This window comes from Martelella radicis (assembly GCF_014196625.1).
Classification (GTDB): Bacteria; Pseudomonadota; Alphaproteobacteria; order Rhizobiales; family Rhizobiaceae; genus Martelella; species Martelella radicis.
Window position 1 is genome coordinate 293,421 of sequence record NZ_JACIDZ010000002.1, and the last position, 26,268, is coordinate 319,688.

A 26,268-nucleotide genomic window follows, 5' to 3' on the forward strand; every position below is an offset into this window, starting at 1 on the left:
CCTGCGGCCTCAGGCCGTCTCAGGCGGTGCGAGTGCGAAAAAGTCATCGAGCAGGGCCAGCGGCGCCTGGTCGATCAGTCGGGTCATTGTCGCGTCCGAGCCGAGCTCCTCTTCAATCTGCTCGACCTCGCTCGAAAGCGGCCTGTCTTTCAGATAGAGCGCGGAATGCGATCTGACGATAGCATAGACCAGATTTGCGACGCCGCATGGCTCATCGCCGGAAATATCCATGGCCTGCGCCGCCAGAAGCGCCTCGAGGCCTGCCATGCGCCTCAGCGCCCGAACTTGTCGCTCGAAGCGTTCAACCACGAGCGGCAGGAAGGCGGCCTCGTCCTCGATCCCGCCGGCGACCACCAGCGACTGGGCCGAAATCGGCGCGGACAGCGACTGGGTGCGGATGAAGAGATCGCCCGCGAGCTTCAGGATCGGCCCGAAACCGGTGGCCACGGTACCGTGCGGCACGAGGTTGACCGGCAGGCCGCGCCGTCCCCCGTTTGCAAGGATGACGCAGCGGTTGAAGATGTTGCGCGCCACATGGGCCATGGCGATCTGGGCGGCCTGCATGTAGATCGTCACATCGAGCGGTAGCGAGCCGCCGGAGGTCAGCACTTCATTGCCGATGACCACCGGATTGTCGTCGGTACGTCCGGTCGCTGCCAATATGGTGTTGCCGGCAATCGTCAGGCTCTCGATCGTGGTACCGAAGACCTGCGGCATCATGCGGATCGACAATGGATCCTGGACATGGCTGGCGGACGTCCAGCACCAGTCATCAAAGGCGCGGCAAAGCCAGGTGCCGATATCGGCATGCGCATGGGTGCCGACCTCGACCACCGAACGCCAGGGCGCGATCGCGGCCCCCATAGCGCCGGCCGTCGCAAGCCCCGTTGCCAGAAGCACGCGCACGGCAAGGGCGGCCTTGTGCAGGGCGGATGCGGCGGAGGCATAGCCGATGGCATTGAGCGAGAAGGAAGCGAGCGCATCGCGCGGCTCCATCCGCAAGGGCTGAAGACCGGCAGCCGAAAAGGCCTCGGTCACCGGCATGCGGCGGCCCTGATAGACGGCATCGCCAACGCCGGTGAGCGCTGCCGAGACCTGACCCATCAGGCCGATATCGGCGCAACCGATCGAACCGGTACGGCGCACGACCGGGATGACATCCTGTTCGAGAAGCGCCTGAAACGCCTCCACCAGCGCCATGGAGCAGCCGACCCGGCCGGTCAGCGCGGTATTGATGCGGATCGCGATCGCGTTGCGGACGATCTCGACCGGAAAAGGCTCGCCGGTTCCGAAATGATGGGCGCGCACGAGGCCGAGGTTGAAATCTTCCAGCGCCTCGGCGGTCCACTCGGTGTCCTTCATCGCGCCGACGCCGGTATTGGCGCCGTAGATCGAGAGCCCGTCGGCAAGCCGATCCTTCACCACCTGATGCGCGCGCTCGACACGCTCGACCCCGGCCTGCGTGACGGCGGGAAGCGCGAGGCCGGCGCCGATCCGCGACAGGATGTCGAAATCCAGCGGCTGTCCTGAAAACATGATGTTCTTGTTCTTCGGGCTCATCGCGTTCCCCATTGATTGAGGGCAAGCCTATTGGATTATCGCGAAAGGCGGGATATCCCATATGATGAACGGGAGATGCTCCCGATTTATGCAATCTTTCTTTTGCATAAAATATAAGCACCACAGAATGGGGCGATGTCCGTGGATACGCTGACGATCACAAGCGTGCATGAGGTGCTGAAATGCGGCGGCCTGCGCCCCGCAGCGCGCGCATTGCATCGTCCGCCGGCCAGCATGGCAGCCGCCGTCGGTCGGATGGAGGACGAACTCGCCACGCCGCTGGTGCAGAAGGCCGGATCGCGCCTGTCGCTGACGCTTGAGGGACGGCGGCTGATGCCGGATATCGCGCTTGCGGCAGGCACGGCCCGTGCCCTTGGGGAGCTTGCGGCTGTCGACGCCGCGCGAAGGGCGAAGCTGTCGGTGAGCTTCCTCACGCTCTCCCGCTTCTCGCAGGTGGCGCGCTCGGGCAGCATCCGACGCGCCGCGCGCGAGATCGGCATCGGCCAGCCGCAGCTTTCCCGCCAGATTTCCGCCTTCGAGACGGACATGAACCGGACGCTCTTTGCCCGAAGCGCCGAGGGCATTGACCTGACGCCCGCCGGCCAGCAGGTGCTCGCGCTTGCCGAGACGCTCGAGGAAGTGTGGAAACGCCTGACCAAGAGCGCGGCCCGCCAATTCCGGCGCACGGTCTCCACCTGCCACCTGGGCTCGGTGATCCCGCTCGGCTACGAGAGCAACACGGCGCGCTCCCTCGCCCGGCTTTCCGCCCGCTGGCTCGAGCAGCGGCCCGGCGCGCCGCTGTTCATCTCGTCCACCACGGCGGATGAACTGATGCGCGGCCTGCAGGGCGGCACCTATGACGTGGCGCTGCTGGACACCGAGGCGATCCCGGACAATTTCGAGCGCCGAGCGATCTCGCGCTCGCGCCTTACCATCGTCGGCCCGCGCCGGCTGATCGAAACTAGCGGCGGGGACGTCGCCAATCTGGTTCTGACCCGCCCGGTCGCGGTGCCGAGCCTCAAGAGCGGGCTCAGGCAAAAGGCCGACGCGCTTTTCGCCGAGAAGCTGAGCGAGGCCGAACGAGCAGCCATGCGCATCGTTGAGGTCGATTCCCTGCCGATCATCGTCAACCTCGTCATCGAGCACGACTTTGTCGCCGTGCTGCCGGAGGCCGCCTTTCTTTCCATGGCCGCCCCGATCGGCAGCATTCCGCTTGCGGATCGTTTCAGCCTCACCCTCTCCCTGGTCTGGCCGCCGACAACGGCCGCCGCCCGCCAGGCAAGCCGCATCCTGGAGGTTTTGCCGGCGATCGACTGACGGGGGCGCGGCTTCGGATACCTTTTTGAGGAACATCAGGCCTGCCCGGAGGGTTTCTGCTTAAGGCAAATCTTCCCCGTCAACCAAGAGGAGGTCCATGATGAGCCTGTTCAAAGTTCCCCACAAATCCTGGGTCGTCGTCTGCGACGGTTCGCGGGCGCTGTTTCTGGAAAATGGCGGCAATGCCGAGATCCTGAATCTCAGGGTGGAAGAGCGCTTCGCCCACGACGACGCGCCCTCGCGCGATATAGGCACCGACAAGCCCGGCCGCTCCCATTCCTCGGTCGGCAGCGGTCGCAGCGCCATGGAGGAAACCGACTGGCATGAACAGGCGGAGCAGGAATTTGTCAAACGGGTGGCCGAGCGCCTCAACGCCCTCGTCTATGACAAGACGATCGAGGACTACGTCCTGATCGCCCCGCCGGCGGCAATCGGTGCAATCCGCCCCCATCTCAAGTCCGAGACAAGCGGGGCAATGCGCGAAGAAATCCAGAAGGAACTCGCCAACCAGTCGGTCGCCGATATCGAGAAGCACCTGACCAAATTGCGGGCCGCCTGAGCCCGGATCGGTAGTTGACGCGGGGCGGCGTTCGTCGCGCCCGGCCCGCGCAACTGCCGTCAGCGACCGAAGCTTCCGCGAAGATGCCAAAACGCCAGCTCTGGGTCGAAATGATTGATATCGATCATCTTTTGATCGCATGAAAACATTTTCTGGCAAAAAGTACGCACAAAATCTTGCATTTCTGAATCCAATGGTTCATTTTTTCTGAAACGAGATTCCGTACGGGAGGACGGAATGGCGGAGTTGCACCGGCACCAGAAAATCCTGGCCCTGCTTGCTGAGCACCCCTTTCTCTCGGTCACCGAACTGACCGATGCGACAGGCGTGTCCGCGGCAACTGTCCGGCGCGATATCGACAAGCTCGAAAAGGCCGGCTTCGGCCAGCGCGTGCATGGCGGCATCGCGGCTGAAAAAGGCCACCACGCCCGCCGTGCCGTCCCTCTTCCCTTCATGGAAAACCGCGACATCGCCGTGGCGCAGAAGCGCGCGATCGCCGCCGCCGCCTCGACGCTCGTGCGCGACGGGACCTCGATCATCATCCATGGCGGCTCGACCTGTTTTCACTTCGGCATGGCGATTGCCCGGCGCAATCTCAGGGTCTTCACCCATTCCATGCCGCTTGCCGCCTATCTCGCCGAATTCGGCGAATGCCAGCTAACCATTGGCGGCGGCGACCTGCATCGCGAGCCCGGCATCGTCTACGACCGGTTTTCCGATGAGCGCGCCTTCTATGCCTCGCAATTCTTCGTCGGCGCGCTCGGCATCGAGAGGCAGGGGCTGATGGAGACAAACCCGCTGCTGGTTCAGCTAACCCGCGACATGGCCGCCTTCGCTAACGAGATCATCGTGCTCGTCGACAGCCGAAAATTTGCCGAACGGACATCGACGCTGTCCCTGCCCTTTGCGCAGATCCGCAAGCTGGTGACCGATGACGGGCTTGCCGATGCCGATGCCCGCATGCTCGAGGAGGAAGGCGTCGACTATATCGTCGCCGCGCGAAAGGGAGAGACCGACGCATGACAGAGACCTCACGCCCGGTTCTGGAAATGGAAGGGATTTCAAAGACCTTCGGGTCAGTGAAGGCCCTTGAGGATGTTGCGATCACCGCCCATGGCGGCGAGGTGCACGCGCTGATGGGCGAAAACGGCGCCGGCAAATCGACCCTGATGAAGATCCTCTCCGGCGCCTATACGCCGGACAAGGGCGGCACCATCCTGGTCGGCGGCAAGTCTGTACCGGAAGGCAACCCGAAGGCGGCCAAGGCCATGGGCGTTGCCGTGATCTACCAGGAGCTGTCGCTCGCGCCCAATCTGACGGTCGCCGAAAACGTGTTCCTCGGCAATGAGCGCGCGCGCTCCGGCATCGTCAACCGCGCGGAGATGCGTTCGCGCACCGCGCCGCTGCTGAAGCGTCTCGGCGTCGACTTCTCGCCCTCGACAGTGGTCGGCAGCCTTTCGCTCGGGGAGCGCCAGCTTGTCGAGATCGCCCGCGCCATGTCCACCAATGCCCGGATCATCGTCATGGACGAGCCGACGACGTCGCTGTCGAGCCGCGAGACCGAACGCCTGTTCGAGGTGATCGCCGCGCTCAAGGCCGACGGCATTGCCATCATCTACATCTCGCACCGCATGGAGGAGGTCTATCGCCTTGCCGACCGCTGCTCGGTGCTGCGCGACGGCAAGTATATCGGCACGCTTGACCGTGACGAGCTGAGCGCCGAACGGCTGATCTCGATGATGGTCGGTCGCGAGCTCTCGACCTTCTACAAGAAGGAGCATGTCGAGCGCGACGAAAGCGCCGAAACCGTCCTCGAGGTGCGCAATATGAGCGCCGGCCGCAAGGTGCGCGATTGCTCCTTTTCCGTCCGGCGCGGCGAGGTGCTTGGCGTCTCCGGCCTTGTCGGCTCCGGCCGCACCGAACTTGCCCGGCTGATCTACGGCGCAGACAAGGCGACATCCGGCACGGTGATGCTCGAAGGCCGGGAAGTAACCCCGCAAAGCCCGAGCGCCGCGCTTGACGCCGGCATCGTCTATCTGACGGAAGACCGAAAGCAGCTCGGCCTGTTCCTCGACATGACGATTGCCGACAACATCAACATCTGCGTCATGGGCGAGGATTCGGGACCCGCCGGCACGCGCAATTTCAAGGCGGCGCGCAAGCGGGCGCGCACCGAGTTCGAGAAACTGTCGATCCGCGCGCCATCACCCTTCGTCAATGTCGGCTCGCTGTCGGGCGGCAACCAGCAGAAGGTGCTGCTCGGCCGCCTTCTGGAAGTGAAGCCCAAGGTGATCATTCTCGACGAGCCGACCCGCGGCGTCGATGTCGGCGCGAAATCCGAAATCTACCGGCTGATCGATGAACTGGCCCGCCAGGGCCTCGCTGTGGTGATGATCTCCAGCGAACTGCCGGAAATCATCAATGTCGCCGACCGCGTCATCGTGATGCGCGAGGGCGAGATCGCCGGCGAAGTGAAATCGTCGGACGGCGCGGCGATCGAACAGGAAGCAATCATGCGGCTTTCCACGGGAACCAAAGCCGCGGCATGACAACCGGCGCTTGAGAGCCGAGGGAGGAAATTCATGAGTGAAGCGCAGAAGGGGGCGGCAAACGGCCGGTCCTATCAGGTTGGTACACTGATCAAGACGCTCGGCATGTTGCCTGTGCTGATCCTGCTGGCGATCGGATTCCAGCTTCTGACCGGCAAGTTTCTGGGCGTCAACAATCTGTCGATCGTGATGCAGCAGGCCTCGATCAACATCGTGCTGGCCGCGGGCATGACCTTCGTCATCCTGACCGGCGGCATCGACCTGTCGGTCGGCTCCATCCTTGCGGCATCCGCCATGGCGGCGGTGATGTTCTCGCTCAATCCGGCGCTCGGCTGGATCGGCGTACCGGCGGGGCTGGCGCTCGGTCTCGTCTTCGGCCTTGCCAATGGCGCGCTGGTCGCCTTCCTGCGATTACCGCCCTTCATCGTCACGCTCGGGTCGCTGACGGCGGTGCGCGGCGTGGCCCGGCTGATGGGCAATGACACGACCGTGTTCAACGCGGACCTGCCATTCGCGGTGATCGGCAACGGCGCGATCCTCGGCGTGCCGATCCTCGCCATCATCGCCCTTCTGGTCATCCTGATTTCCTGGTTCGTGCTGCGCCGCACGGTGCTCGGCACCTGGATCTATGCCGTCGGCGGCAACCAGGAGGCTGCCCGGCTGACCGGCATCAAGGTGCCGCTCGTCCTCTTGTTCGTCTACGGCGTCTCCGGCCTGATGGCCGGGCTTGGCGGCGTCATGTCGGCGGCCAGGCTTTATGCGGCCAACGGCCTGCAACTCGGACAATCCTATGAGCTCGACGCAATCGCCGCCGTCATTCTGGGCGGTACCAGTTTCGTTGGCGGCGTCGGCTCGATCTGGGGCACGCTGATCGGTGCGCTGATCATCGCAGTCCTGTCGAACGGCCTGATCCTGACGGGGACGTCGGACATCTGGCAGTTCATCATCAAGGGCCTTGTCATTATCGCTGCCGTAACCCTCGACCGCTTCCGCGGCAAGGGTTCCGACAGGACGTAAAGCCCTTCATTCACGCATGAAACGCAAAAACGCGGAGGAGCAACCATGCATATTTCGAAGAAACTTCTTCTTGGCGCGGCAGCCGCTATCGCCATGACGGCGACCGGCGCGCAGGCGCAGGACAAGGAACTGAACAGTATCGGCATTTCCGTCGGCCTGCTCGGCAACCCGTTCTTCGTCGCCACGATCAAGGGTATCGAAGACCGCGCCCGCGACATCAATCCCGATGTCGAGATCACATCGGTCTCTGCCGATTACGACCTCAACAAACAGGTCAGCCAGATCGACAACTTCATCGCCAAGGGCGTCGACATCATCATGCTGAACGCCGTTGACGACACGGCGATCGCGCCTGCCGTCAACCGCGCCAAGAATGCCGGCATCACCATTGCCGCCTTCGACGTTTCCGCGCCGGGCGCCGACGTGACGGTGATGACCGACAATATCGCCGCCGGCCAGAAGGCCTGCCAGTACATCGTCGACGCCCTGAACGGCGAAGGCAATGTCGCCATCATCAAGGGCCCGTCCTCCTCCTCGCTCAACGACCGTTTCGACGGCTGCATGGAAGTGTTCGAGGCCAATGACGGCATCAATGTCGTTTCCAACGACCAGAACGGCCTGGCCGCGCGCGAGGGCGGCATGAACGTGATGCAGGGTCTGCTGACCCGCTTCTCCGATCTCGACGCGGTCTTCGGCGCCAACGACCCGATGGCGCTCGGCGCCCAGCTTGCCGCCAAACAGCTCGGCCGCACCGACATCATCATCACCGGTGTCGACGGCGCTCCGGATACGGAAAAGTCGCTGAAGGATCCGAACTCGCTGCTGAAGGCATCCGCGTCCCAGGACCCTTACGTCATGGCCGGCGAGGCGCTTGAGCTTGGCTACAAGTTCTATCAGGGCGAGGAAATCGAGGAGACCACCGTGCTGCTCGAGCCGGAACTGATCACGGCGGACAATATCGATGAGTATCAGGGCTGGACGGCTGTTCGCGACTGATCGGAAGCGATCTTGAACAATGAGCAAGGCGCGGCGGTTTCCCGTCGCGCCTTTTCGGTGCCCGCCCATCCCTTGATGCGCGTCAAGGTGGAGATTTCGCCCTGCCCTACACTGGACTTCGGCCGGTTTGCCGGTAAAGTCGCCGCGTGCAAAAAGCCGGCGGGGGCCGCACTGCGGGAGAGACCATGCAGGGCCAGGAAGCAGTCAGGAACGACGACAGAGAACGTGCGCCGATCTTTTCCGCGCGCGGCATATCGAAGGTCTATACAAGCGGCGAAGTCGAGGTCAAAGCGCTCGCCGGCGTCGACCTCGATCTCTTCGCCGGCGAGATGGTGGTGCTGCTCGGGCCGTCCGGCAGCGGCAAATCGACGCTTCTCAACATTGTCGGCGGGCTCGACCGGGCATCGTCCGGTACGGTCCGGTTCCGCGATGAAATGATTTCCGACTATCCGGAATGGAAGCTGACGCGCTATCGCCGCGCCCATGTCGGCTTCGTCTTCCAGTTCTACAATCTGATCCCGAGCCTGACGGCGCGCGAGAACGTGGCGCTGGTCGGGGCGATCTCGAAAAACCCGATGCCGCCGGAAGAGGCGCTGGAAATGGTCGGGCTGAAACAGCGGATGGACCATTTTCCGGCCCAGATGTCGGGCGGCGAGCAGCAGCGCGTCGCCATTGCCCGCGCGATCGCCAAGCGGCCGGAGGTGCTCTTCTGCGACGAGCCGACCGGCGCGCTCGATTCGAAGACCGGCATTCTCGTGCTCGAGGTGCTCTGCCGCATCAATGAGGAGCTCGGCGCCACCGTCGCCATCATCACCCACAATGCCGATATCCGCAGGATCGCCCACCGTGTCATCACCTTCCGCGACGGCAAGATCGAGGGCACGGAGATCAACCAGGAGCGCCTGAACCCGGCGGAGATCCAATGGTAGCGATCCTCGACCGCAAGCTTCTGCGCGACGTGCGGCGTCTCTGGGCGCAGCTTCTGGCGGTGGCGCTGGTGCTGGCCTGCGGCGTGGCGGTGCTGATCATGGCGGTCGGCGTCTACCGCTCGCTGATCGAGACCCGCGACACCTTCTACGACCGCTACGGCTTTGCCGACGTGTTCGCCAGCGTCACCCGCGCGCCCGACCGGCTGGCCGACGAGATCCGCACGATCGACGGGGTTCTGCGCGCCGATTTCCGGGTGGTCAAACCGGCCATTCTCGACATTGTCGGCATGGAGGCGCCCGCCGCCGCCACGGTGATTTCGACGCCCGACAGCGGCGAGCCGCTGTTGAACCGCGCCTATATCCGCGCCGGCCGGCTGCCCGACCCGAACCGTGTGGGCGAAGTCGCTGTGTCGGAGAACTTTGCCAAGGCGCATGGCTTTCAGTCGGGCGACCATTTCGAGGCGCTGATGGACGGCAAGAAGCGCCGGCTGACGATCACTGCAATCGTGCTCTCGCCCGAATATGTCTATGCCATCGGCCCCGGCGACATGGTGCCGGACAATTCGCGCTACGGCATTCTCTACATGCCGGAAAGCGTGCTCGACGGCATTTTCGACATGGACGGCGCGTTCAACGACGTGGCGCTGAAGCTTGGACGCAATGCCAATGAGGACGCGGTGATCGAACGCCTCGACCACCTGCTTTCCCCCTATGGCGGCGTCGGCGCCTATGGCCGCGACAGGCAGATTTCGAACGCCTTCGTCGATAGCGAACTGACACAGCTGAAGGCCATGGCGGGGGTCTTGCCGCCGATCTTCCTCGGCGTTGCCGCCTTCCTCGTCAACATGGTCCTGTCGCGTATGATCGCGCTGGAGCGCGAGCAGATCGGCCTGTTGAAGGCACTCGGTTTTTCAAGCGGCGCAATCGCCGCGCACTATATCAAGCTCACTCTGGTGATCGTCGTCATCGGCACGGCCATCGGCTTCGCGCTCGGCAGTTGGTGGGGCGTGGCGATGACCAGGCTCTACGTGCGCTTCTACACCTTTCCCTTCCTGGTGTTCGCCTGGAGCCCGGATGTCTATCTGCTCGCGGGAAGCGTTGCCGCGGCCGCCGCGCTGATCGGCGCGGCACGCGTGATCTACAGCGCCGCGAGCCTGCCGGCCGCCGTTGCCATGCGCCCGCCCGAACCGGTGCGCTATCGCCAGCTTTCCCTCGGCTTTCGCCTGCCGCGCCTTCTCTCCGAACTGACGGTGATGGCGCTGCGCAACATTACCCGCTTTCCCCTGCGCGCCACCATGACCGTGATCGGCATCGCCATGCCGGTGGCGCTTCTGACGGTCGGCTGGTCCACCTCCAATTCGATGGATGCAATGATCCGGGCGATCTTCTTTGATACCCAACGCCAGGATGCAACAGTCAGCTTCACCGATGCGCTGGCGCCGGAGGCGCTTGTCTCGCTCACCCGCCTGCCCGGGGTAATGCGCGCGGAAGGATTTCGCGCCGAACCGGTGATCCTGCGTAACGGCTATCGGGAGAAACATCTGTCGATCAGCAGCGCCTCGGATCTGGACGATCTTTCGCGCGTTGTCGATGCCGACGCCGTGCAGCTCTCGATCCCGCCCGAGGGGCTGATGATCAGCGAGCGGGTGGCCGAAACGCTCGGTCTTGCCACGGGCGACATGGCGGAGGTCGAGCTCGTGACCCGCAACCATCGTCTGGTGCGCGTGCCGGTCACTTCGGTGGTCCAGAGTTTCCTTGGCCTTGCCGTCTACATGGACGGCAAGGCCCTCGACCACATGATCGGAGACGGTGACCGCGTTTCGGGCGCCAACATCGCCGTCGATGAAACCCGGCTTGCATCGTTCTACGGCGCGGTGAAGGACACGCCGCGGATTGCCGGCGTGGCGCTCAACCGGCTGTCGCTGGAGAATTTCCGCAAGACCATGCGGGAGAACATCGACATCATGTCGACCATCTATATCTCGCTCGCCGCCGTCATCACCTTCGGCGTCGTCTACAATTCAGCGCGCATCCTTCTGTCCGAACGCGGCCGTGAACTGGCAAGCCTCAGGGTGCTTGGGTTCTCCCGCGCGGAGGTCTCGCAGGTGCTGCTGGTGGAAATCGCGGCGCTGATCACGCTCGCCCAGCCGATCGGCTGGTATCTCGGCTATTTCTTCGCCAAGCTGGTGATTTCGGGGTTCTCGAGCGACCTTTTCACCATTCCGTTCGTCGTCGATCTCGACAGCTATGCGCGCGCGTCGCTGGTGGTCGTCATCGCCGGCCTTTTGTCCGCGCTGGTCGTGCGCCGGCGGATCGACCGGTTCGATCTCGTCGAAGTGCTGAAAACGAGGGAGTAACCCAATGGGAAAGTGGATCAGGAGAGGCCTTCTCGCCATCGTGGTGCTCGCCGTGATCGGCGGATTCTATCTCGCCATGCGCGAAAAGCCGGTGGCCGTCGACGTGACGACGATCGCGTCCGGGCCGATGGAAGTCTCCATCCTGCAGGAGGGCAAGACGCGGGTGAAGGACATCTACACCATCCACACGCCGATTGCCGGGCAGATGCTGCGCACCCGCTTTGACGAGGGCGATGCGGTGAAGGCGGGGACAAGCGTCGTTGCCCGCATCCTGCCATCCCAGTCAGCCCTTCTCGATCCGCGCACGCGCGACGAATTGCGCGCCGCACAGGACGCGGCAAAGGTGGCGGTCGCGATCGCGGAAGCCGAGCGGCTGAAAGCCTCTGCCAGTCTCGAACAGGCCGAAGACCAGCTCAGGCGCTACCGCAATCTCAGCCAGCGCGACACGATCTCAGAGATGGAGTTGCAGCAGGCCGTCACCGCTGTCGAAGTCGCAAAGGCACAGCTCAATGCGGCGGAGGCCACCGTTTCGCTGCGCAAGGCCGAGCTCAAGGCCGCGGAGGCGCGCCTCTCGGAACCGCGCGCGGCGCTTCTGGCGGAAGAAGAGGATTGCTGCATCGACCTCACCGCGCCCGCCGACGGCGTCATCCTCGACATCTACGCCCGCAGCGCCCAGCCGGTCGCCATCGGCGCCAAGATTGCCGATATCGGCGATCCTCATAATCTGGAGGCGGTCGTCGATCTGCTCTCGACCGACGCGGTCCACATCCATGCGGGAACAACGGCCGAAATCGTCGATTGGGGCGGGGATCCGGTCGCAGCGACGGTGCGCCGGGTTGAGCCGGCGGCCTATGAAAAGGTCTCCGCGCTCGGCATTTCCGAACAGCGGGTCGATGCGATCCTGGATTTCGAAAGCATCCCGGAAGGGCTCGGCAACGCTTTTCGCGTCTATGCCCGTCTGGTGATCTGGCAGGCGGACGATGTCAAGCAGGTGCCGATTGCCGCGCTGTTCCGCTCAGGAAACGACTGGCAGGCCTTCGTGATCGACGGCGACAGGGCCGTGATCAACACCGTGGAGATCGGGCGGATGAATGATGAGGTCGCCGAGGTGACGAGCGGGCTTGAAGTCGGCGACCAGGTGGTGCTGCACCCAAGCGACACGATCTCGGACGGCTCCCCGATCACGCTCAGGCGCGTCGAGGCTCCGTAAGAAGCGCTTACTCGTACTGCATCAGTTTCTCGTTGACGTCATCGACCCGCCGCAGCCGTTCGCGGCCCGCGCGGCCGGCCTTCAGCGTGGCACGCACCACGATCTGGTGACAGAGCGCCAGAACGGCCGCATGATTGAATTGCGGCCCCTCGGAATGGGTGCGGCAGTGAAAGTGCCAATGCGCGGCGGGATGGCGGGCCATGCCCTCGTCGGAGATCAGCGCCAGTCTGGCGCCGGATTCGACAATGGAATCGAGCAATTGCCTTGTGCCGGCAATCCGGCGCCTGAGCGTAATGGCGATCACGAGATCGCCTTCCGCGATCCGGGCCACATGCTCTCCAAGCGTTTCGCCGCCTTGCGGAAACACCACCACGTCACTGACGATCTTGGTGAGCTGCCAGTACAGATAGTGGGCGAATGACTGGCTGATGCGCTGGCCGGCGATCCACACCTTGCGGCTTTCGACCACGGCGGCAGCAAGCCGGTCGAGGTCGTTCGCGTCGAGATTGGCGAAGGTCCAGTCGAGATTGTCCTTCTCCTCGCGCATGTCGAGGGCAAGGGCCGCGGCATTGGCCTCCGGCTCCGCATGGGCGAAGAAGGCGCGCGAGCCGGTCTGGCGCTCGTCGCGCACCGCCTTCTTCGCCTGGTCATAGCTCGAAAACCCAAGCCGGCGGATGAAACGCGAAACGGTTGCCTTGGAGACATCGCAGAGCCGCGCCAGTTCCTGCGCGTCATAGCTGCCAAGCTCGCCGGGAAAATCCAGCAGAAATTCGCCAAGCTTGCGCTCCGCCGGGCTCAATTGCGGCAAAACCCGCTGCACGCGGGTCAGGAAGGGGGCATCGTCGGCCGGGCTTTGAAATTCTGATTTCATATTTTCCCATTAAGGGCGGCCGACCCGAAAAGACAAGTCGCATATTTTCGAAATTCTGATTTCAGCCTGGACTTTGTGAATGGCAGGAAAAAAATGGCGCGCCAGCGGGCTTCTTTCAGTTTCGCTTGCCCAAAGAGAATTCAATTTGCCTAAATTATAACCAATATTGTCATATGCCTATTTTTTGCTTGCACGCTATATGAAACTGTAGTTTCTTTTTCTGGAACTTGAATTTCGTCAATGCATTCGCCCCGACCCAAGACAGCAGAAACTGGAGTTCTGACATGCCGGTCCGACCGCTGAAGTCCCTGATCCTCGCCGCTACTGCCCTCGCGACCCTCGCGCCCGCCGCCCTGGCCGCCGACTATCCCGAGCGTCCCGTGCGCATTCTTGTCTCGTTTCCGCCCGGCGGCTCCAGCGATCTCGTCGCCCGCCTCCTCGCCGAACATCTCGGCAAGGAACTCGGCCAGCAATTCGTCGTCGAAAACAAGCCGGGCGCTGCCGGCACCGTGGCCGCGACAGAATTGAAAAACGCCGACAATGACGGCTACACGGTGATGCTGTCCAATCTGACGCCGTTCAATGTCGCCCCAACGAGCTTCCCCGACACGCCTTATGATCCGATCGAGGACTTCACCCATATCGGCTATATCGGCGCCGTCCATCTCGGCATGTTCGTCTCGCCCGAGCTTGGGACGCCCGACATGGCCGCCTTTGTCGCAAAGGCCAAGGCCGAACCCGGCATGCTGGACTACGGCTCTTCCGGCGTCGGCTCCTGGGGCCATGTCGTGGCTGTTGCCTATGAAAACGAAGCAGGCGTCGAACTCTCGCACATTCCCTATAAGGGCTCCGGTCCCATGCGGCTTGATTTCCGCGCCGGCGTCATTCCGGTGATCTTCGACGCCGTGCCGCAGAACCTGCCTTCGGTTGCCGAGGGGACGGCTCTTCCGCTCGCCGTTTCCGCGCCCGAACGGCTCGAAACCCTGCCCGACACCCCGACCTTCATCGAGCTTGGCTATGACATCGTTGCGGAAAACTGGCTCGGCATCTCCGGTCCTGCCGGGGTCGATCCGGAGATCGTCGCAACGCTTCAGGAGGCTCTCGACACGGCGCTTGCCTCCGATGAGGTCGTCGCACAGTTTGACACATGGGGCATTGTCGGCGGCAAGATGACGAGCGATGAATTCACCGACTATGTCGCTGAAGGCGCTGCCGAATGGGCGCCGCTCGTGAACCAGGCCAACAAATGATGCGCGTCAGCCCGCTCGCCTCGGAGGCATCCAATCTGCCGCAGATTGCCGTCGTCGTCATCGGCGAGGCGGAAGACGCGGGCTTCAACGCCAGTGGTCTTGCCGGTGCGCGCCAGGCCACGCGCGCCGGAACAGCGCGGGTCAGCATTGTCGACGGGCTGACCTATGACACGCCGGAAATCCTCGAAAACCTTGACCGCATCCTGCCGGATTTCGACGGACTGGTTTTCGTCGGCGGGCAGGGAGACCGGGTCATGCCGGTTCTCGCGCTCGACTGGCCGGAAAAGTCCTTCGCCATCGTCCAGGGCCACGCCCACGGGCCAAACCTCGCAAGCTATGATGTTGCGCAGGAACATTCGGCCTATCTTGCCGGCTGCCTCGCTGCCCTAATGACGAGGACCGGCACGGTCGGCCATCTTTCCGGCCATCGCGTCCGCCCGGGGCTGAAGGGCCGCGCGGCCTTCGTCCATGGCGTGCGCGACACCGACCCCGCCGTCAAGGTTCTGACGTCGTTCTGCGGCTCGCAGGACAACAATGTCGTCACCCGCCGCTGGGCCGATGCCCAGATCGCTGCCGGAGCGGATGTCACCTTCACCATGCTGAACGGTGCCCGGCAGGGCGCAATCGATGCCTGCCGTGCCGCCGGCACGCTGCAGATCGGCAATGCGCTCGACTGGACCGCGCTCGCGCCCGATGTGTTCATTGCCTCGGCGCTGGCGCGGATCGATCTTGGCGTCGAGCGCGCCATCGCCGATGTGGCCTCCGGCAGGCTTCCCGAAAGCCCGGTTGCGCTTGGCCTTGGCGAAGGCGACTATGCCGCGCTGACGCTGAGGCCCGATGTTCCGGACGCGGTCGCCGCGCGCATCGCCGCTTCGGCAGGAGCCATTCGCTCCGGAGAAATCATCGTCGCCGAGAAGTTCGATGACGCCGAGTTCGAGCTGGAGAGGGAGAACGGGCAATGCTGAAACGGCTTACGGCCCAGGCGGGCACGCTTCTCGTCGGCGCGATCGCCCTTATCTTCATCGCCGGCTCGTTGACGGCGCTCGATCTCGGCACGCCCCGGCGCATGGGCCCCGGCGCCTTCCCGCTGATCGCCGGCGGCATCCTTCTCATCCTGTCCGCCGTCGCCCTTGTCGGCGACATGAAGGCAGGCGCCGAACATCTGAAGATCGACTGGCGCACGGTCATCCCGATTGCGCTCGCCGTCGCAGGCTTCGCGCTGGTGACGCCGCGTTTCGGCGTTCTGCCGGGCGCGGGCGTCTGCGTGCTGATTGCAAGCTATGCCGTAGGCGCGCTCTCGCCGCTGCGGCGCGCCGGTCTCGTCATCGGCGCCGTGCTCGGCGTCTGGCTGGTCTTCATCGTCGGCCTCCGCCTGCCGCTCGAAGCCTTCCGGGGGTTCTGATCCATGCTCGACAATCTCGCCCTCGGCTTTGCCACCGCCACCACGGTTTCCAACCTTCTTTACTGTTTCCTCGGCACGTTTCTCGGCACATTCATCGGCGTGCTGCCGGGTCTCGGGCCGCTGGCGGCCGTTGCCATGCTTCTGCCGGTCTCCTTCTACCTGCCGCCGGAAACCGCGCTGGTGATGCTGGCAGGCGTCTATTACGGCGCGGAATATGGCGGCTCGATCGCCTCGATCCTGCTCAATATTCCGGGAACGCCCTCCTCCTCGATCACCTGCCTCGACGGCTATCCGATGGCCCGCGAGGGCCGCGCCGGCGTGGCGCTGCTGATGACCGCGCTCGCCTCCTTCTTCGGCGGCATTTTCGGCATTCTGGTGATCGCCGCGCTTGCGCCGGTGCTCGCGGATTTCGCGCTGCTGCTGGAACCGGCCGATTATTTTGCGGTGATGCTGCTCGGCCTTGTCGCGGCCTCCGTGGTCTCGAGCTCCGGCACGTTGCGCGGCGTGATGATGGTGACGCTCGGCGTGCTGCTCGGCACGATCGGCGTTGACGTCAACAGCGGTGCCACCCGCTTTACCGGCGGCGTCCAGGACCTGCGCGACGGCATCAATCTCGTCGTCGTCGCCATGGGCCTTTTCGGCGTGTCGGAGGCGATGTATTCGGCGCGCGGGGCATCCGCCTCCTATGCCACGGAGAAAGTCTCCTGGCAGCGCTTCCTGCCCAAGCGCGGCGAATGGCTGCGCTCGCTCGGACCCGCCATTCGCGGCAGCGTCATCGGCAGCTTCTTCGGCACCTTGCCGGGGACGGGTCAAACGGTCGCCTCCTCGATCGGCTATGCGATCGAAAAGCGCGTCTCGCCCAATCGCGCCAATTTCGGCAAGGGCGCGATCGAGGGCGTGGTGGTGCCGGAATCGGCCAATAATGCCGCCGCGCAGACCGCCTTCATCCCGACACTGACGCTCGGCATTCCCGGCTCCACCACCATGGCGCTGATGATCGGCGCGCTGATGATCCACGGCGTCACCCCCGGCCCGCGCCTGATTTCCGAACACCCCCAGCTGTTCTGGGGCTTGATCGTCTCCTTCCTCTTCGGCAATCTCTTCCTGCTGGTGCTCAACATCCCGCTGATCGGCATCTGGGTGAGGCTGCTGCGTATCCCGCATTACTTCCTCTATCCCACCATCGTCGTGCTGATCTCGATCGGCGTCTACAGCCTCGATCATTCCCTCTTCGATGTCTGGGCCATGCTCGGCTTCGGCGTGCTCGGCTATGTGCTGAGGCTCTACCGCTACGAACCCGCGCCGCTCCTGATCGGCTTCATCCTCGGGCCGATGATGGAGGAATATCTGCGCCGGGCCATGCTGCTCTCGCGCGGCGACCCGATGACCTTTGTCGAGCATCCGGGCGCGGCGGCGATGATCGCGATCTCTCTTCTGCTTCTGGTGCTGACGGCCATGCCGGGGCTGAAACGGCTGGCCGCGAAATGGTCCTGACTCAGGTCTCCTCGACCCTCTCAATCGCGTAATGGCCATCGACGATCAGGCGGATGATGCCGCGCGCTGGCCGTTCGATGCGCACCGGGCCGCCGCGCTCTTCAAGCCTGCGGCGCAGCAGGATCAACCGGGCCTCGAGATTGTCCTTGTATTCCGGCAGCAGGATCGTCCGGTCCCGGCGGATCTCGCGATTTGAGAATTCGCTGCGCCCGGTCTCGGCGCGGGTCTTCAGAAAGCAATGCAGCAGCCGGCCCGGCACGCCGCGAATGACATAGTCATTGTCGATGAAAACGCTGCCGTCGCGCTGCACATAGGTCACCCGGAAATCCGGGCCCTCGCCGCTCGTCGCATCGGCCGGCGCGGCCGTGCCCGCCTCGTTCTCCGGGCTCGTGAGTTCGGCGAGCACCAGGCCCGCCGCGATATGGCCGGCGATGATTTCCAGCGCGGTCTCGTCGGCGTGAGAGAACGAAAAGCTCGTTTCCGACTCGGAGAACAACACGCCGATCAGGCGCGAGCGGAAGAGAAGCGGCACCGCCATCTGCGTCTGCGGCTCCTCAAGCAGCGGCAGGGGAATGTCCTCGTGTTCGCGCCCGATCGCGGCGGCGACGGCGGAAACATAGCGCTGGCCGCGCCGCATGTCGCTGATGCGGATGGTGCGGCGACGCTCCGCGGCGATGCCGATAATGCCGTCGCCGAACGCGATTTCGGCGCCGATGCCGTAATGCGGATAGCCCCGGCTGGCAAGCGTCGTCAGCCGGTCGCCGTCGGCGATCATCAGCATGGTGTGGCGGAAGCCGAAGCGCCTGTCGAGCATCTCAAGGGCGCGGTCGAGCATGGTTTCGGTATCCTCGGCCGCATCGATCGCGCTGACCACGGCGGCGAGATGCGGCAGGTGGTCCTCGGGCGGGGGAATGTCCGGATCGGGCGTGTCGAGCGGAGCGACCGGATCGATGCGCACGCAGTCGAGAACGCGATAGATATCGACGGCCTTCAGCTTCAGCATGCCGGACTTTCCCTGCAGCGCCGCCATCACATCGAGATGGGCGGAGACCCGCTCGAACACGGTGCCTGCCGCCTCCGATCGATCGAAAAAGAGATCGAGCCGGTGTTGAAGCCCGGTTCGCCCGTCAATGACGATGAGGTTCGCGCGGCCGTTGGCGCGCACATTGGCGGCTGTCTTGGAAAAGAACTGGTTCGACAGGGCCACGTGACCGGCGTCGACATAGTAGACATGGGAGAGATAGGAGAGGTTCGGCGTGCCGCTGGCATCGGTCGTTGCGATCACCGACGGCATGATACCTTCAAATGCATCGCGAATGGTCTCCAGCGCGATCATCGTCCGGCGCCCGCTTCGATGGGTTGCCCCGCGCCGGGCCCCGGCGTCTGCAGAAACAGATCGGCGGGCCAGAAGCGGATGGTGATCAGGCTGTCATCGGCAAAGACGCTGGAAAGCTGCAACCGGCTGACGCCGAGTTCGGCCATGATCACCAGCATTTCCTCGATATAGCGGCGGGCCTTTGCGCATTCGGACGGGTCGGAAGGCCGGACCGCATTGATGCGGCCCTTGATCTGGTAGGCCCGATAGGTCTCCGGATCGACGAAGGTCGCGGCGATCGGCGCGCCCTTGACGGCGCAACGGGCAAAATCCGGCCACTGGGTCGAGGATGCGTAAAACACGACATCACCCGCCGCCTTGTCGAAGCGCGCGCCGCAGCCGCGCCCGACATGCGGCCGCAGCCGTTCGTCGCGCGTTGCCGCGATCATCATCACATAGCCGCCGATGAAACTGCCGACATCCCCGTCCAGCATGACGCCTGCCCCGAATGCCCCGAAAAATGCGCCAGGCTAAACCGATAGTGAAATTTTAGGATTTCAGCAAGCCGCTTAGCAAGCATTTAGGAAGCACCGCGCCACGCATGGGTCTATCCGCATCTCCCGAGCCCGGGACGCCTTTGTCCCGGTCCAGCTTTCCAGAAGGAGATGACCATGACCCATATCGAAGACATGACCCGCGTGCCCGCCCTTGCCGGCCGCTACGATCTTTACGGCCCCGTTCACAAGGGGCTTCGCCGCTCCCAGTGCAATCTGCTCGCCGCGCTCGGATCCGCCGACTTTGGAAATCCCGAAACCTGCGAGCGGATGCTTGCCGAGTTCCGCCACCTGCTGTCGATGGCGGCCTCCCACGTGGTGCACGAGGACAGCGTGATCCACGCCGCCCTCAACGCGCTTTCGCTCTCGACCGGCCTGGTCGACGAACAGCATGACGAACACCGCGCCGCCTTTGACGCGCTGGAAGCGATGGCGTCCACCGTCGAGGCGGCCGAAGGTCCGGCGCGGATTGCGGCCGGCCGCGCCCTCTACCTCGCCTTCGCCGCCTATATCGCCGACGACTTCGCCCATATGCACGAGGAGGAGACGGTGGTGATGCCGCTTCTGTGGCAGCATTTTTCCGATGACGAACTCCACGCCATGGAGATGAAGATCGTCGGATCCATGCCGCCTGAAAAGAACATGGCCTTCACCCGCGTCATGGTGCCGGCCATGTCGCCTGCCGAACGCAGCGGCATGGTCGGCGGCATGTTCCAGGCGATGCCGCGTCCGGTCTTCGACGCGGTGATCGAATTCGCCATCCGCCCGGTCCTGAGCGAGGCCGAGTTTGAAGCACTCGCCGGCGACATCGGCCTCGCCGCATGAGCGCCGGAGCCAATCCATCAAAGGCGCCGTGCTGCGCGCAATGTCCCCGCCGGCTTTCCGGCGCCTGCAATTCCATCCCGCAAACAAAGGTCTACACCCATGAAAAATCTGCTTCTCGCCCTTCTCTTCGCCCTGCCGGCTAATGCCGCCGAGGAACAGGCAGCGCCTGCCGGGCATTACCTGTCCGACCCGGCCCACACCAGCGTCACCTGGCGCGTCAGCCATTTCGGCCTGTCGAACTATACCGCACGGTTCACCGGCATTTCGGCCGACCTCGAATGGGTCCCGGACGCGCCGGAGCAATCGGCCCTTGCCGTGGCGATCGACCCGGCTTCTGTCCGGACCGATTTCCCTTTCCCCGAAGAGGAGGATTTCGACGGCAAGATCGGCACGGATCCGGCATTCCTCGCCGGCACGCCGATCAGCTTTGTCTCGGAACGCATCGAGGTCGACGGTGACAGGACTGGCAAGGTCTACGGCGTGCTGACGATGCGCGGCGAGACCCATCCGGCGGTCATCGACGTCACCTTCAACGGCTCCATGGCCGAGCATCCGATGACGAAACATGCCGCCCTCGGTTTTTCCGGCGTCATGGCGGTCAAGCGTTCCGACTGGGGCTTCGACTTCGCCGTGCCCGTCGTCAGCGATACGGTCGAGGTGCTGATCCAGTCGGAGTTCAAGCCGGCAGAATGACCCGTGCGCCGGCAGCCCTCCGCTACCGGCCACATCCCTTGTGGCGCGATCGATCGTCAAGGCTTTAAACCGGCAGCCCGTTGGCCTAAGTGTAGGTGGTCTGCACTTCACGGCGGGCGAGGCGCGCACGGCGTCTGTCCCAGGCAAGGTGTCGTGCGGGCACGGGAGGCGGCGTAGAACGCGCTGCGCATGAGGACATTTCGCCATGACAATCATTGATGACTTCAACGGCACCTGGCTCGGACGCGTTTTCCTGCCGGAGGCGAATGGCCCGGCTGTCGTGACGCTGCGCGGCGGCGCGGTCTACGACATCACCTCGGAAGTTGCCCCACTCTCCCGCGACATCTGCGAAATGGACGATCCGGCCTTTTACGTCACCGAAGCTCCCGGCTTCCGGCTTGGCACGCTGGAGGAGATTGCGGCCGCGACGCCCGGCGATGAAAGCCGCATCCATTTTCTCTGCCCCTCGGACCTTCAGCCCATCAAGGCCTGCGGCGTCACCTTCGCCCGCTCCATGGTCGAACGGGTGATCGAGGAAAAGGCGGCGGGCGATCCGAAGAAGGCGGAAGCGATCAGGAGCCGCATCGGCGCGGCGATCGGAGCGAGCCTGAAGAATATCGAGGCGGGATCGGAAGCGGCGGCCGCCGCCAAGGAGGCGCTGATCCGCGAAGGCCTGTGGAGCCAGTATCTCGAGGTTGGCATCGGCCCGGACGCTGAAGTCTTTTCCAAGGCGCAGGCGCTTTCGGCCGTCGGTCCGGGCGCCGAAGTCGGCCTTCACCCGATCTCGAAATGGAACAATCCGGAGCCCGAAGTGGTTCTCGCCGTATCCTCCGCCGGCAGGATCGTCGGCGCCACGCTCGGCAATGACGTGAACCTGCGCGACGTGGAGGGCCGCTCGGCGCTTCTGCTGGGCAAGGCGAAGGACAACAACGCCTCCGCCGCGATCGGCCCGATGATCAGGCTGTTCGACGGCAGCTTCACGCTGGACGACGTGCGCCGCGCCGAGGTTTCGCTCACGGTGAGAGGCGAGGACGGATTTGAAATGACGGGACATTCCTCGATGTCGGAAATCAGCCGCGACCCGGAAGCGCTTGTCGCCCAGACCATCGGCCGCCATCACCAGTATCCCGACGGCTTCATGCTCTATCTCGGCACGCTTTTCGCGCCGAGCGAGGATCGCGATGTTGCCGGCGAGGGCTTCACCCACAAGCCGGGCGACCGCGTTACGATTTCGGCAAACGGCCTCGGCCGCCTTGAAAACACCGTGCGCCTGTCGACAGAATGCGCGCCATGGACATTCGGCGTGCGCGCGCTGATGAGCAATCTCGCCGCGCGCGACCTTATCTGAACCAGACGAACAATCGCAAAGCCCGAGGAGAATAATGATGAGTTTCAAACCGCATGGCAGGCATCTGATCGGCGGCGAGTGGGTCGGAACCGATATCACCTTCCTCTCGAAACCCGTCAGCGGCGCGCCCCACGCCTTCTGCGAGGCGAATGAGAAGCTGATCGACCGGGCTGCGAAATCGGCCGAAGCCGCATTCTGGAACTATGGCTATTCGACGCGCAGGGATCGCGCCGCGTTCCTCAACAAGATCGCCGACGAGATCGAGAAGCGCGGCAGCGACATCACCGAGATCGCCTCGGCCGAATCGGGCCTTCCGGCCGCGCGGCTTGAGGGCGAGCGCGGGCGCACCACCGGTCAGTTGCGCCTGTTCGCGCGCCATATTCTCGACGGCGACTATCTCGACCGCCGCCATGATGCGGCCAATCCGGACGCGATCCCGCCGAGCCCCGACCTGAAGATGGCGCAAAGGCCGATCGGCCCCGTCGCCGTCTTTGGCGCCTCGAATTTCCCGCTCGCCTTCTCGACTGCCGGCGGCGATACGGCGTCGGCGCTTGCCGCCGGCTGCCCGGTCGTGGTCAAGGGCCATCCCGCCCATCCCGGCACAGGCGAGATCGTTGCCGAGGCGATCGCGGCGGCGGCGGAAAAATGCGGCATTCATCCGGGCGTCTTCTCGCTGCTGCAGGGCGCCTCGCACGAGGCCGGCGGCACGCTCGTCACCCATCCGCTAATCCGGGCCGTCGGCTTTGCCGGCTCGCTCGCCGGCGGAAAGGCGCTGTTTGACCTTTGCGCGCGGCGCGACGAGCCCATTCCCTTCTTCGGCGAATTGGGTTCGGTCAACCCGAACTTCCTCATGCCCGATGCGCTTGCCAATCGCGGCGAGGAGATCGCGAAGGGCTGGGCCGGTTCGCTGACCATGGGCGTCGGCCAGTTCTGCACCAATCCCGGCATCATGATCACGCTCGCCGGCCCGGAATCCGATCGCTTCGCCGATGCCGCGGCCAGGGCGCTCGGCGATGTCGGCCCGGCGGTGATGCTGACGGAAGGAATTGCCGAGGCCTTCCGCCGCGGTCGCACGGAGATTGCGGGCACGGACGGCGTCGAAACGCTGGTGAAGGGTGATTGCGACGGACGCGAGGGCGCGCCGGCGCTCTTTGCCGTTGCCGGCAAGGACTTTCTCGCCAATCCGAAGCTTGCCCATGAGGTGTTCGGCCCGCTCGGCATCGTGGTGATGGCGGCCAATGCGCAGGAGATGCGGGCGATCGCCGAGAGGCTTGAGGGCCAGCTCACCTGCACGCTGCACATGGACAATGACGATGTCGAATTCGCCCAGAGCTTCGTTCCGGTTCTCGAACGCAAGGCCGGACGGCTGCTTGCCAACGGCTTTGCCACCGGCGTCGCCGTTGCCGACGCCATGGTCCATGGCGGGCCGTACCCGGCTTCGACCAATTTCGGCGCCACCTCCGTCGGCACGCTGGCGATCCGCCGCTTCCTGCGCCCGGTCTGCTACCAGAGCATGCCGTCCGCGCTTCTGCCGGAGGATCTGCGCCACATCGGCTAGCGCGCTTGCCTTGACCGGGATTACTTGTCGGGGGCCGCTGCCGGCCTTGCGGCAAGGCCCGGCGGGATCACGCCCGGAGGGTGGGGCTCTCTGTCCTCCCCGACACCGAGCTTGGCCCGCCATTCACCGGCAACCGCCGTCATCCGCAGGGCCGGAGAAGCGTCGACCATCGGCGGCGCGAGGCGCCACATATCGATACGCTCGCCGAGCGCCTTGAGGTCATCGGTATCGAAGACCTGTCCGAAGGTGCCGACGATCTCGTCATTGGCGCCGAGGCCGCGCTGGGCGATGACCGGCGTGCCGACGGCATTGGCTTCGGCCAGAAGCAGGCTGGCCGTATCGTCCGTGCGGGTCTGCGGATAGAAGACGCAGAGCGAGCGGCGCATGTGGGCAATCAGCGCGCTGTGGGAGAGCCGCCCGAGAAAATTGACGCCGAGAGGCACGCTGCCGTCTGGCCAGGCCAGACTGCCCGGCTCGGCGATATCAAGGCTCAGCTCCGGCCTGTCCTTTCTGATCTCGGCAAATTTCGCCAGGACTTCGGTGATGCCCTTCATCGGCATGCCGGGAAAGAACAGCCGGTTGCTATCGCGCGGCGTGCCGTCGGCAACCAGATCGTCGTCAACAGGAGAATGGATCCAGCAGATCTTCGGCAGACGCCGGTTTTCCGGCGCGAGAAACTGCGTGACGTGGGCGGCGTGGGCCTGCGAAGTGCAGACGATCTCGATCTGCGCCTCGGCCATCGCCTCGCCCATGCGGCGGTTGTGCCGGCCCGGATGCGAGTGGGACCAAAGAAAGATCGGGCAGCCGGGATTGAGGCGTCGCGCCTTCAGCGCCGCCTTCCAGGAGTTGATGACGATGATGCCGGTGACGCCCAGGAGATTTGCGGCGCTGACGGCGTCGAGCGGGCGGTAGAGCCCGCATCTGTCGCGGTCCATGTCGAGCCGCCCATTCTGGTAGAAATGGAAACGGTATTCGTCACACAGAGCACGCGCCACCTTCAGGACAACGGCTTCCGTGCCGCCGACCTGATCGGAGTCGGAGGCAGTAATCGTTGAGGGCGTCAGGCAGAACGGATCGATGATTGCTATGGCGGAGGACACTTAGCGCGCCCCCTTCCGCCGCTTGAGGCGGGCTTCGGGCATGGATGATCTCCTCGTGTTGCCCCCTTCCTCTACTCTTTCGAACTGCCCTGCATTAAACTGGTTTGAAATCGGAAGATTTTGCAAAATAAAAACGCGACAGGCGCGAAACCGGTCACTTTGGCGTTGCGCAGTCTGGCGGGGCGGGCCATTTTCGCCGATATATTGCTCTGTTCAAGAGTTCTCATCGCAGTCGCGGAGGTTGGGGAAGATGAGCCATGATAGCTGTCTGGTGCAGAAACTGTCGCATTATGTACCGCTCAGCCAGTGTTCGCTGGATAGCATAGCCTGCCTCGAACGCGAGGAACGCGACTATGACAGGGGCACCGAGATCCATGCGGAAGGCGACAGCAACACAAATCTCTACGTGGTCAGACAGGGCTGGCTCTACAGTTATGCCGACCTGAAGGATGGACGGCGACAGATTGTCGAGATCCATCATCCAGGCGATATCATTGGCTTCCCAGACATCGCCTTCAACGAACGGACCACAGTGCTCAAGGCCGCCGAGGATGTGCGTTTGTGCCCCTTTCCGAAGAAGGATCTCGACCAGGTCTTTTCAAACGCGCCGCAGCTTGCCGCGCTCCTGTTTGCGCTTGCCGTGCGCAATCAGGTGATCCTGACCGACTTCCTGCAGGCCGTTGGCCGCATGAGCGCGCGCGAGCGGATTGCCTATTTCCTCCTCGACCTGATGGCGCGCCTCAGGATCGCCAACAAGCCCATGTCGACGACCTTCCGATTGCCCCTCAATCAGACGGAAATCTCCGACGTGTTGGGATTGACCAATGTCTATGTCAGCCGCTCCTTCACCGCCTTGCAGAAAGACGGCCTGATCCGGCGCGACAACGGCACCGTCGAGGTTCTGGAAGAGGACAAGCTGATCAGTCTTTGCGACTTCGTCGACCGGCATGCCCGCATCGATACGAGCTGGTTTCCGAAACCGTGAGGCGCTACGTCCCTTGCGGGAAGGCCGATCGCCGCGGTCATCCGCCAAGTTGACGGGAAGGGGCTGCCGGACTTTGGCTGGAAGGGCGGCGCTTCGGGTGTCAACTCTCCTCGCCGAAGCGATCGGCGACCAGCGCCTCGATGGCATCGAGCGCAGCTTCGGCTTCCGGCCCCGCAGCCGAGACAATGATCGTGCTGTTGATGCCGGCCGCCAGCATCATCAGACCCATGATCGAGGTGCCGCCCACGGTCATGCCGTCCTTGGCGACGCTGACGGAGGCGTTGAGCTTCTCGACCGTCTGGACGAATTTGGCGGAAGCGCGGGCGTGGAGCCCCCTGCGATTGACGATGGTGAGTGCGCGCGAGACCGGTTCTTCCAT

At 64.1% G+C, this 26,268-nt stretch carries 24 protein-coding genes; 18 read left to right on the forward strand and 6 right to left on the reverse strand.

The genetic code is table 11. From position 1 onward, the window contains the following. Positions 1–9: 9 nt before the first annotated feature. On the reverse strand, positions 10–1,560 hold the full coding sequence (locus GGR30_RS04915; RefSeq protein ID WP_183483132.1) for an aromatic amino acid ammonia-lyase: 1,551 nt from the start codon (positions 1,558–1,560) through the stop codon (positions 10–12). 135 nt (positions 1,561–1,695) lie between these two features. Here GGR30_RS04915 and GGR30_RS04920 point away from each other — a divergent pair, with 135 nt between their 5' ends. The 9 genes from GGR30_RS04920 to GGR30_RS04960 all read left to right on the forward strand — a co-directional run bounded on the left by GGR30_RS04920 (position 1,696) and on the right by GGR30_RS04960 (position 12,494). Further along, positions 1,696–2,877, forward strand: coding sequence for a LysR family transcriptional regulator (locus GGR30_RS04920; RefSeq protein ID WP_183483134.1), 1,182 nt, complete (start codon positions 1,696–1,698; stop codon positions 2,875–2,877). A 100-nt stretch (positions 2,878–2,977) separates the two neighbouring features. Continuing rightward, positions 2,978–3,436, forward strand: coding sequence for a host attachment family protein (locus GGR30_RS04925; protein ID WP_183483136.1), 459 nt, complete (start codon positions 2,978–2,980; stop codon positions 3,434–3,436). Positions 3,437–3,673: 237 nt separating this feature from the next. Next, entirely contained in the window at positions 3,674–4,459 is a 786-nt protein-coding gene (locus GGR30_RS04930) for a DeoR/GlpR family DNA-binding transcription regulator (RefSeq protein WP_183483139.1), read from the forward strand. Next, a complete protein-coding gene (locus tag GGR30_RS04935; RefSeq protein ID WP_183483141.1) occupies positions 4,456–5,985 on the forward strand; it encodes a sugar ABC transporter ATP-binding protein in 1,530 nt (509 codons plus the stop codon). The genes GGR30_RS04930 and GGR30_RS04935 overlap by 4 nt, the downstream gene beginning before the upstream one ends. A gap of 33 nt (positions 5,986–6,018) precedes the next feature. After that, on the forward strand, positions 6,019–7,002 hold the full coding sequence (locus GGR30_RS04940; RefSeq protein WP_183483143.1) for an ABC transporter permease subunit: 984 nt from the start codon (positions 6,019–6,021) through the stop codon (positions 7,000–7,002). 45 nt (positions 7,003–7,047) lie between these two features. Then, complete coding sequence (locus GGR30_RS04945; RefSeq protein WP_183483145.1) at positions 7,048–7,998, forward strand: ABC transporter substrate-binding protein; 951 nt, start codon at positions 7,048–7,050, stop codon at positions 7,996–7,998. A 185-nt stretch (positions 7,999–8,183) separates the two neighbouring features. Then, entirely contained in the window at positions 8,184–8,927 is a 744-nt protein-coding gene (locus GGR30_RS04950) for an ABC transporter ATP-binding protein (protein WP_183483148.1), read from the forward strand. Beyond that, entirely contained in the window at positions 8,921–11,284 is a 2,364-nt protein-coding gene (locus GGR30_RS04955; protein ID WP_183483150.1) for an ABC transporter permease, read from the forward strand. The genes GGR30_RS04950 and GGR30_RS04955 overlap by 7 nt, the downstream gene beginning before the upstream one ends. A gap of 4 nt (positions 11,285–11,288) precedes the next feature. After that, the gene (locus GGR30_RS04960) at positions 11,289–12,494 is read left to right on the forward strand and encodes an efflux RND transporter periplasmic adaptor subunit (RefSeq protein WP_183483152.1); all 1,206 of its coding nucleotides are present in this window, start codon (positions 11,289–11,291) and stop codon (positions 12,492–12,494) included. A gap of 7 nt (positions 12,495–12,501) precedes the next feature. On the opposite strand, the gene GGR30_RS04965 is transcribed toward GGR30_RS04960, so the two are convergent. After that, positions 12,502–13,365, reverse strand: coding sequence for a MurR/RpiR family transcriptional regulator (locus GGR30_RS04965; protein ID WP_183483154.1), 864 nt, complete (start codon positions 13,363–13,365; stop codon positions 12,502–12,504). Between the two features lie 284 nt (positions 13,366–13,649). On the opposite strand from GGR30_RS04965, the gene GGR30_RS04970 reads away from it, so the two are divergent. From GGR30_RS04970 to GGR30_RS04985, 4 genes are read left to right on the forward strand one after another with little or no spacing between them, the layout of a single operon-like run. Further along, positions 13,650–14,615: a Bug family tripartite tricarboxylate transporter substrate binding protein gene (locus tag GGR30_RS04970; RefSeq protein WP_183483156.1), complete on the forward strand. Its 966-nt coding sequence runs from the start codon at positions 13,650–13,652 to the stop codon at positions 14,613–14,615. After that, positions 14,612–15,580, forward strand: a complete 969-nt coding sequence (locus GGR30_RS04975; RefSeq protein ID WP_183483158.1) for a BMP family protein — start codon at positions 14,612–14,614, stop codon at positions 15,578–15,580. Before GGR30_RS04970 ends, GGR30_RS04975 begins: the two co-directional genes overlap by 4 nt. Beyond that, a complete protein-coding gene (locus tag GGR30_RS04980; RefSeq protein WP_183483160.1) occupies positions 15,574–16,017 on the forward strand; it encodes a tripartite tricarboxylate transporter TctB family protein in 444 nt (147 codons plus the stop codon). The genes GGR30_RS04975 and GGR30_RS04980 overlap by 7 nt, the downstream gene beginning before the upstream one ends. 3 nt (positions 16,018–16,020) lie before the next feature. Beyond that, positions 16,021–17,511, forward strand: a complete 1,491-nt coding sequence (locus tag GGR30_RS04985; protein WP_183483162.1) for a tripartite tricarboxylate transporter permease — start codon at positions 16,021–16,023, stop codon at positions 17,509–17,511. 1 nt (position 17,512) lies between these two features. Here the strand turns inward: GGR30_RS04985 and GGR30_RS04990 are convergent, their stop codons facing one another. Together GGR30_RS04990 and GGR30_RS04995 are read right to left on the reverse strand one after the other, a co-directional pair. Further along, the gene (locus GGR30_RS04990) at positions 17,513–18,847 is read right to left on the reverse strand and encodes a GAF domain-containing protein (protein ID WP_183483164.1); all 1,335 of its coding nucleotides are present in this window, start codon (positions 18,845–18,847) and stop codon (positions 17,513–17,515) included. Next, positions 18,844–19,320: a hypothetical protein gene (locus GGR30_RS04995; protein ID WP_183483166.1), complete on the reverse strand. Its 477-nt coding sequence runs from the start codon at positions 19,318–19,320 to the stop codon at positions 18,844–18,846. The genes GGR30_RS04990 and GGR30_RS04995 overlap by 4 nt, the downstream gene beginning before the upstream one ends. A gap of 177 nt (positions 19,321–19,497) precedes the next feature. Here GGR30_RS04995 and GGR30_RS05000 point away from each other — a divergent pair, with 177 nt between their 5' ends. From GGR30_RS05000 to GGR30_RS05015, 4 genes are all read left to right on the forward strand, one after another. Continuing rightward, positions 19,498–20,205 carry a hemerythrin domain-containing protein gene (locus GGR30_RS05000; protein ID WP_183483168.1) on the forward strand — a complete coding sequence of 236 codons (708 nt, stop codon included), beginning with the start codon at positions 19,498–19,500 and terminating at the stop codon, positions 20,203–20,205. A gap of 99 nt (positions 20,206–20,304) precedes the next feature. Then, positions 20,305–20,898 carry a YceI family protein gene (locus tag GGR30_RS05005; RefSeq protein WP_183483169.1) on the forward strand — a complete coding sequence of 198 codons (594 nt, stop codon included), beginning with the start codon at positions 20,305–20,307 and terminating at the stop codon, positions 20,896–20,898. 205 nt (positions 20,899–21,103) lie between these two features. Further along, a complete protein-coding gene (locus GGR30_RS05010) occupies positions 21,104–22,246 on the forward strand; it encodes a fumarylacetoacetate hydrolase family protein (RefSeq protein WP_183483171.1) in 1,143 nt (380 codons plus the stop codon). A 37-nt stretch (positions 22,247–22,283) separates the two neighbouring features. Then, the gene (locus tag GGR30_RS05015; RefSeq protein WP_183483173.1) at positions 22,284–23,804 is read left to right on the forward strand and encodes an aldehyde dehydrogenase (NADP(+)); all 1,521 of its coding nucleotides are present in this window, start codon (positions 22,284–22,286) and stop codon (positions 23,802–23,804) included. Between the two features lie 20 nt (positions 23,805–23,824). Here GGR30_RS05015 and GGR30_RS23650 read toward each other — a convergent pair whose 3' ends face one another. Further along, positions 23,825–24,904: a glycosyltransferase gene (locus GGR30_RS23650; RefSeq protein WP_183483175.1), complete on the reverse strand. Its 1,080-nt coding sequence runs from the start codon at positions 24,902–24,904 to the stop codon at positions 23,825–23,827. Positions 24,905–25,154: 250 nt separating this feature from the next. Here GGR30_RS23650 and GGR30_RS05025 point away from each other — a divergent pair, with 250 nt between their 5' ends. Next, entirely contained in the window at positions 25,155–25,889 is a 735-nt protein-coding gene (locus tag GGR30_RS05025) for a Crp/Fnr family transcriptional regulator (protein ID WP_183483177.1), read from the forward strand. Between the two features lie 100 nt (positions 25,890–25,989). Here the strand turns inward: GGR30_RS05025 and GGR30_RS05030 are convergent, their stop codons facing one another. After that, on the reverse strand, positions 25,990–26,268 hold the full coding sequence (locus GGR30_RS05030; RefSeq protein ID WP_183483178.1) for an HPr family phosphocarrier protein: 279 nt from the start codon (positions 26,266–26,268) through the stop codon (positions 25,990–25,992).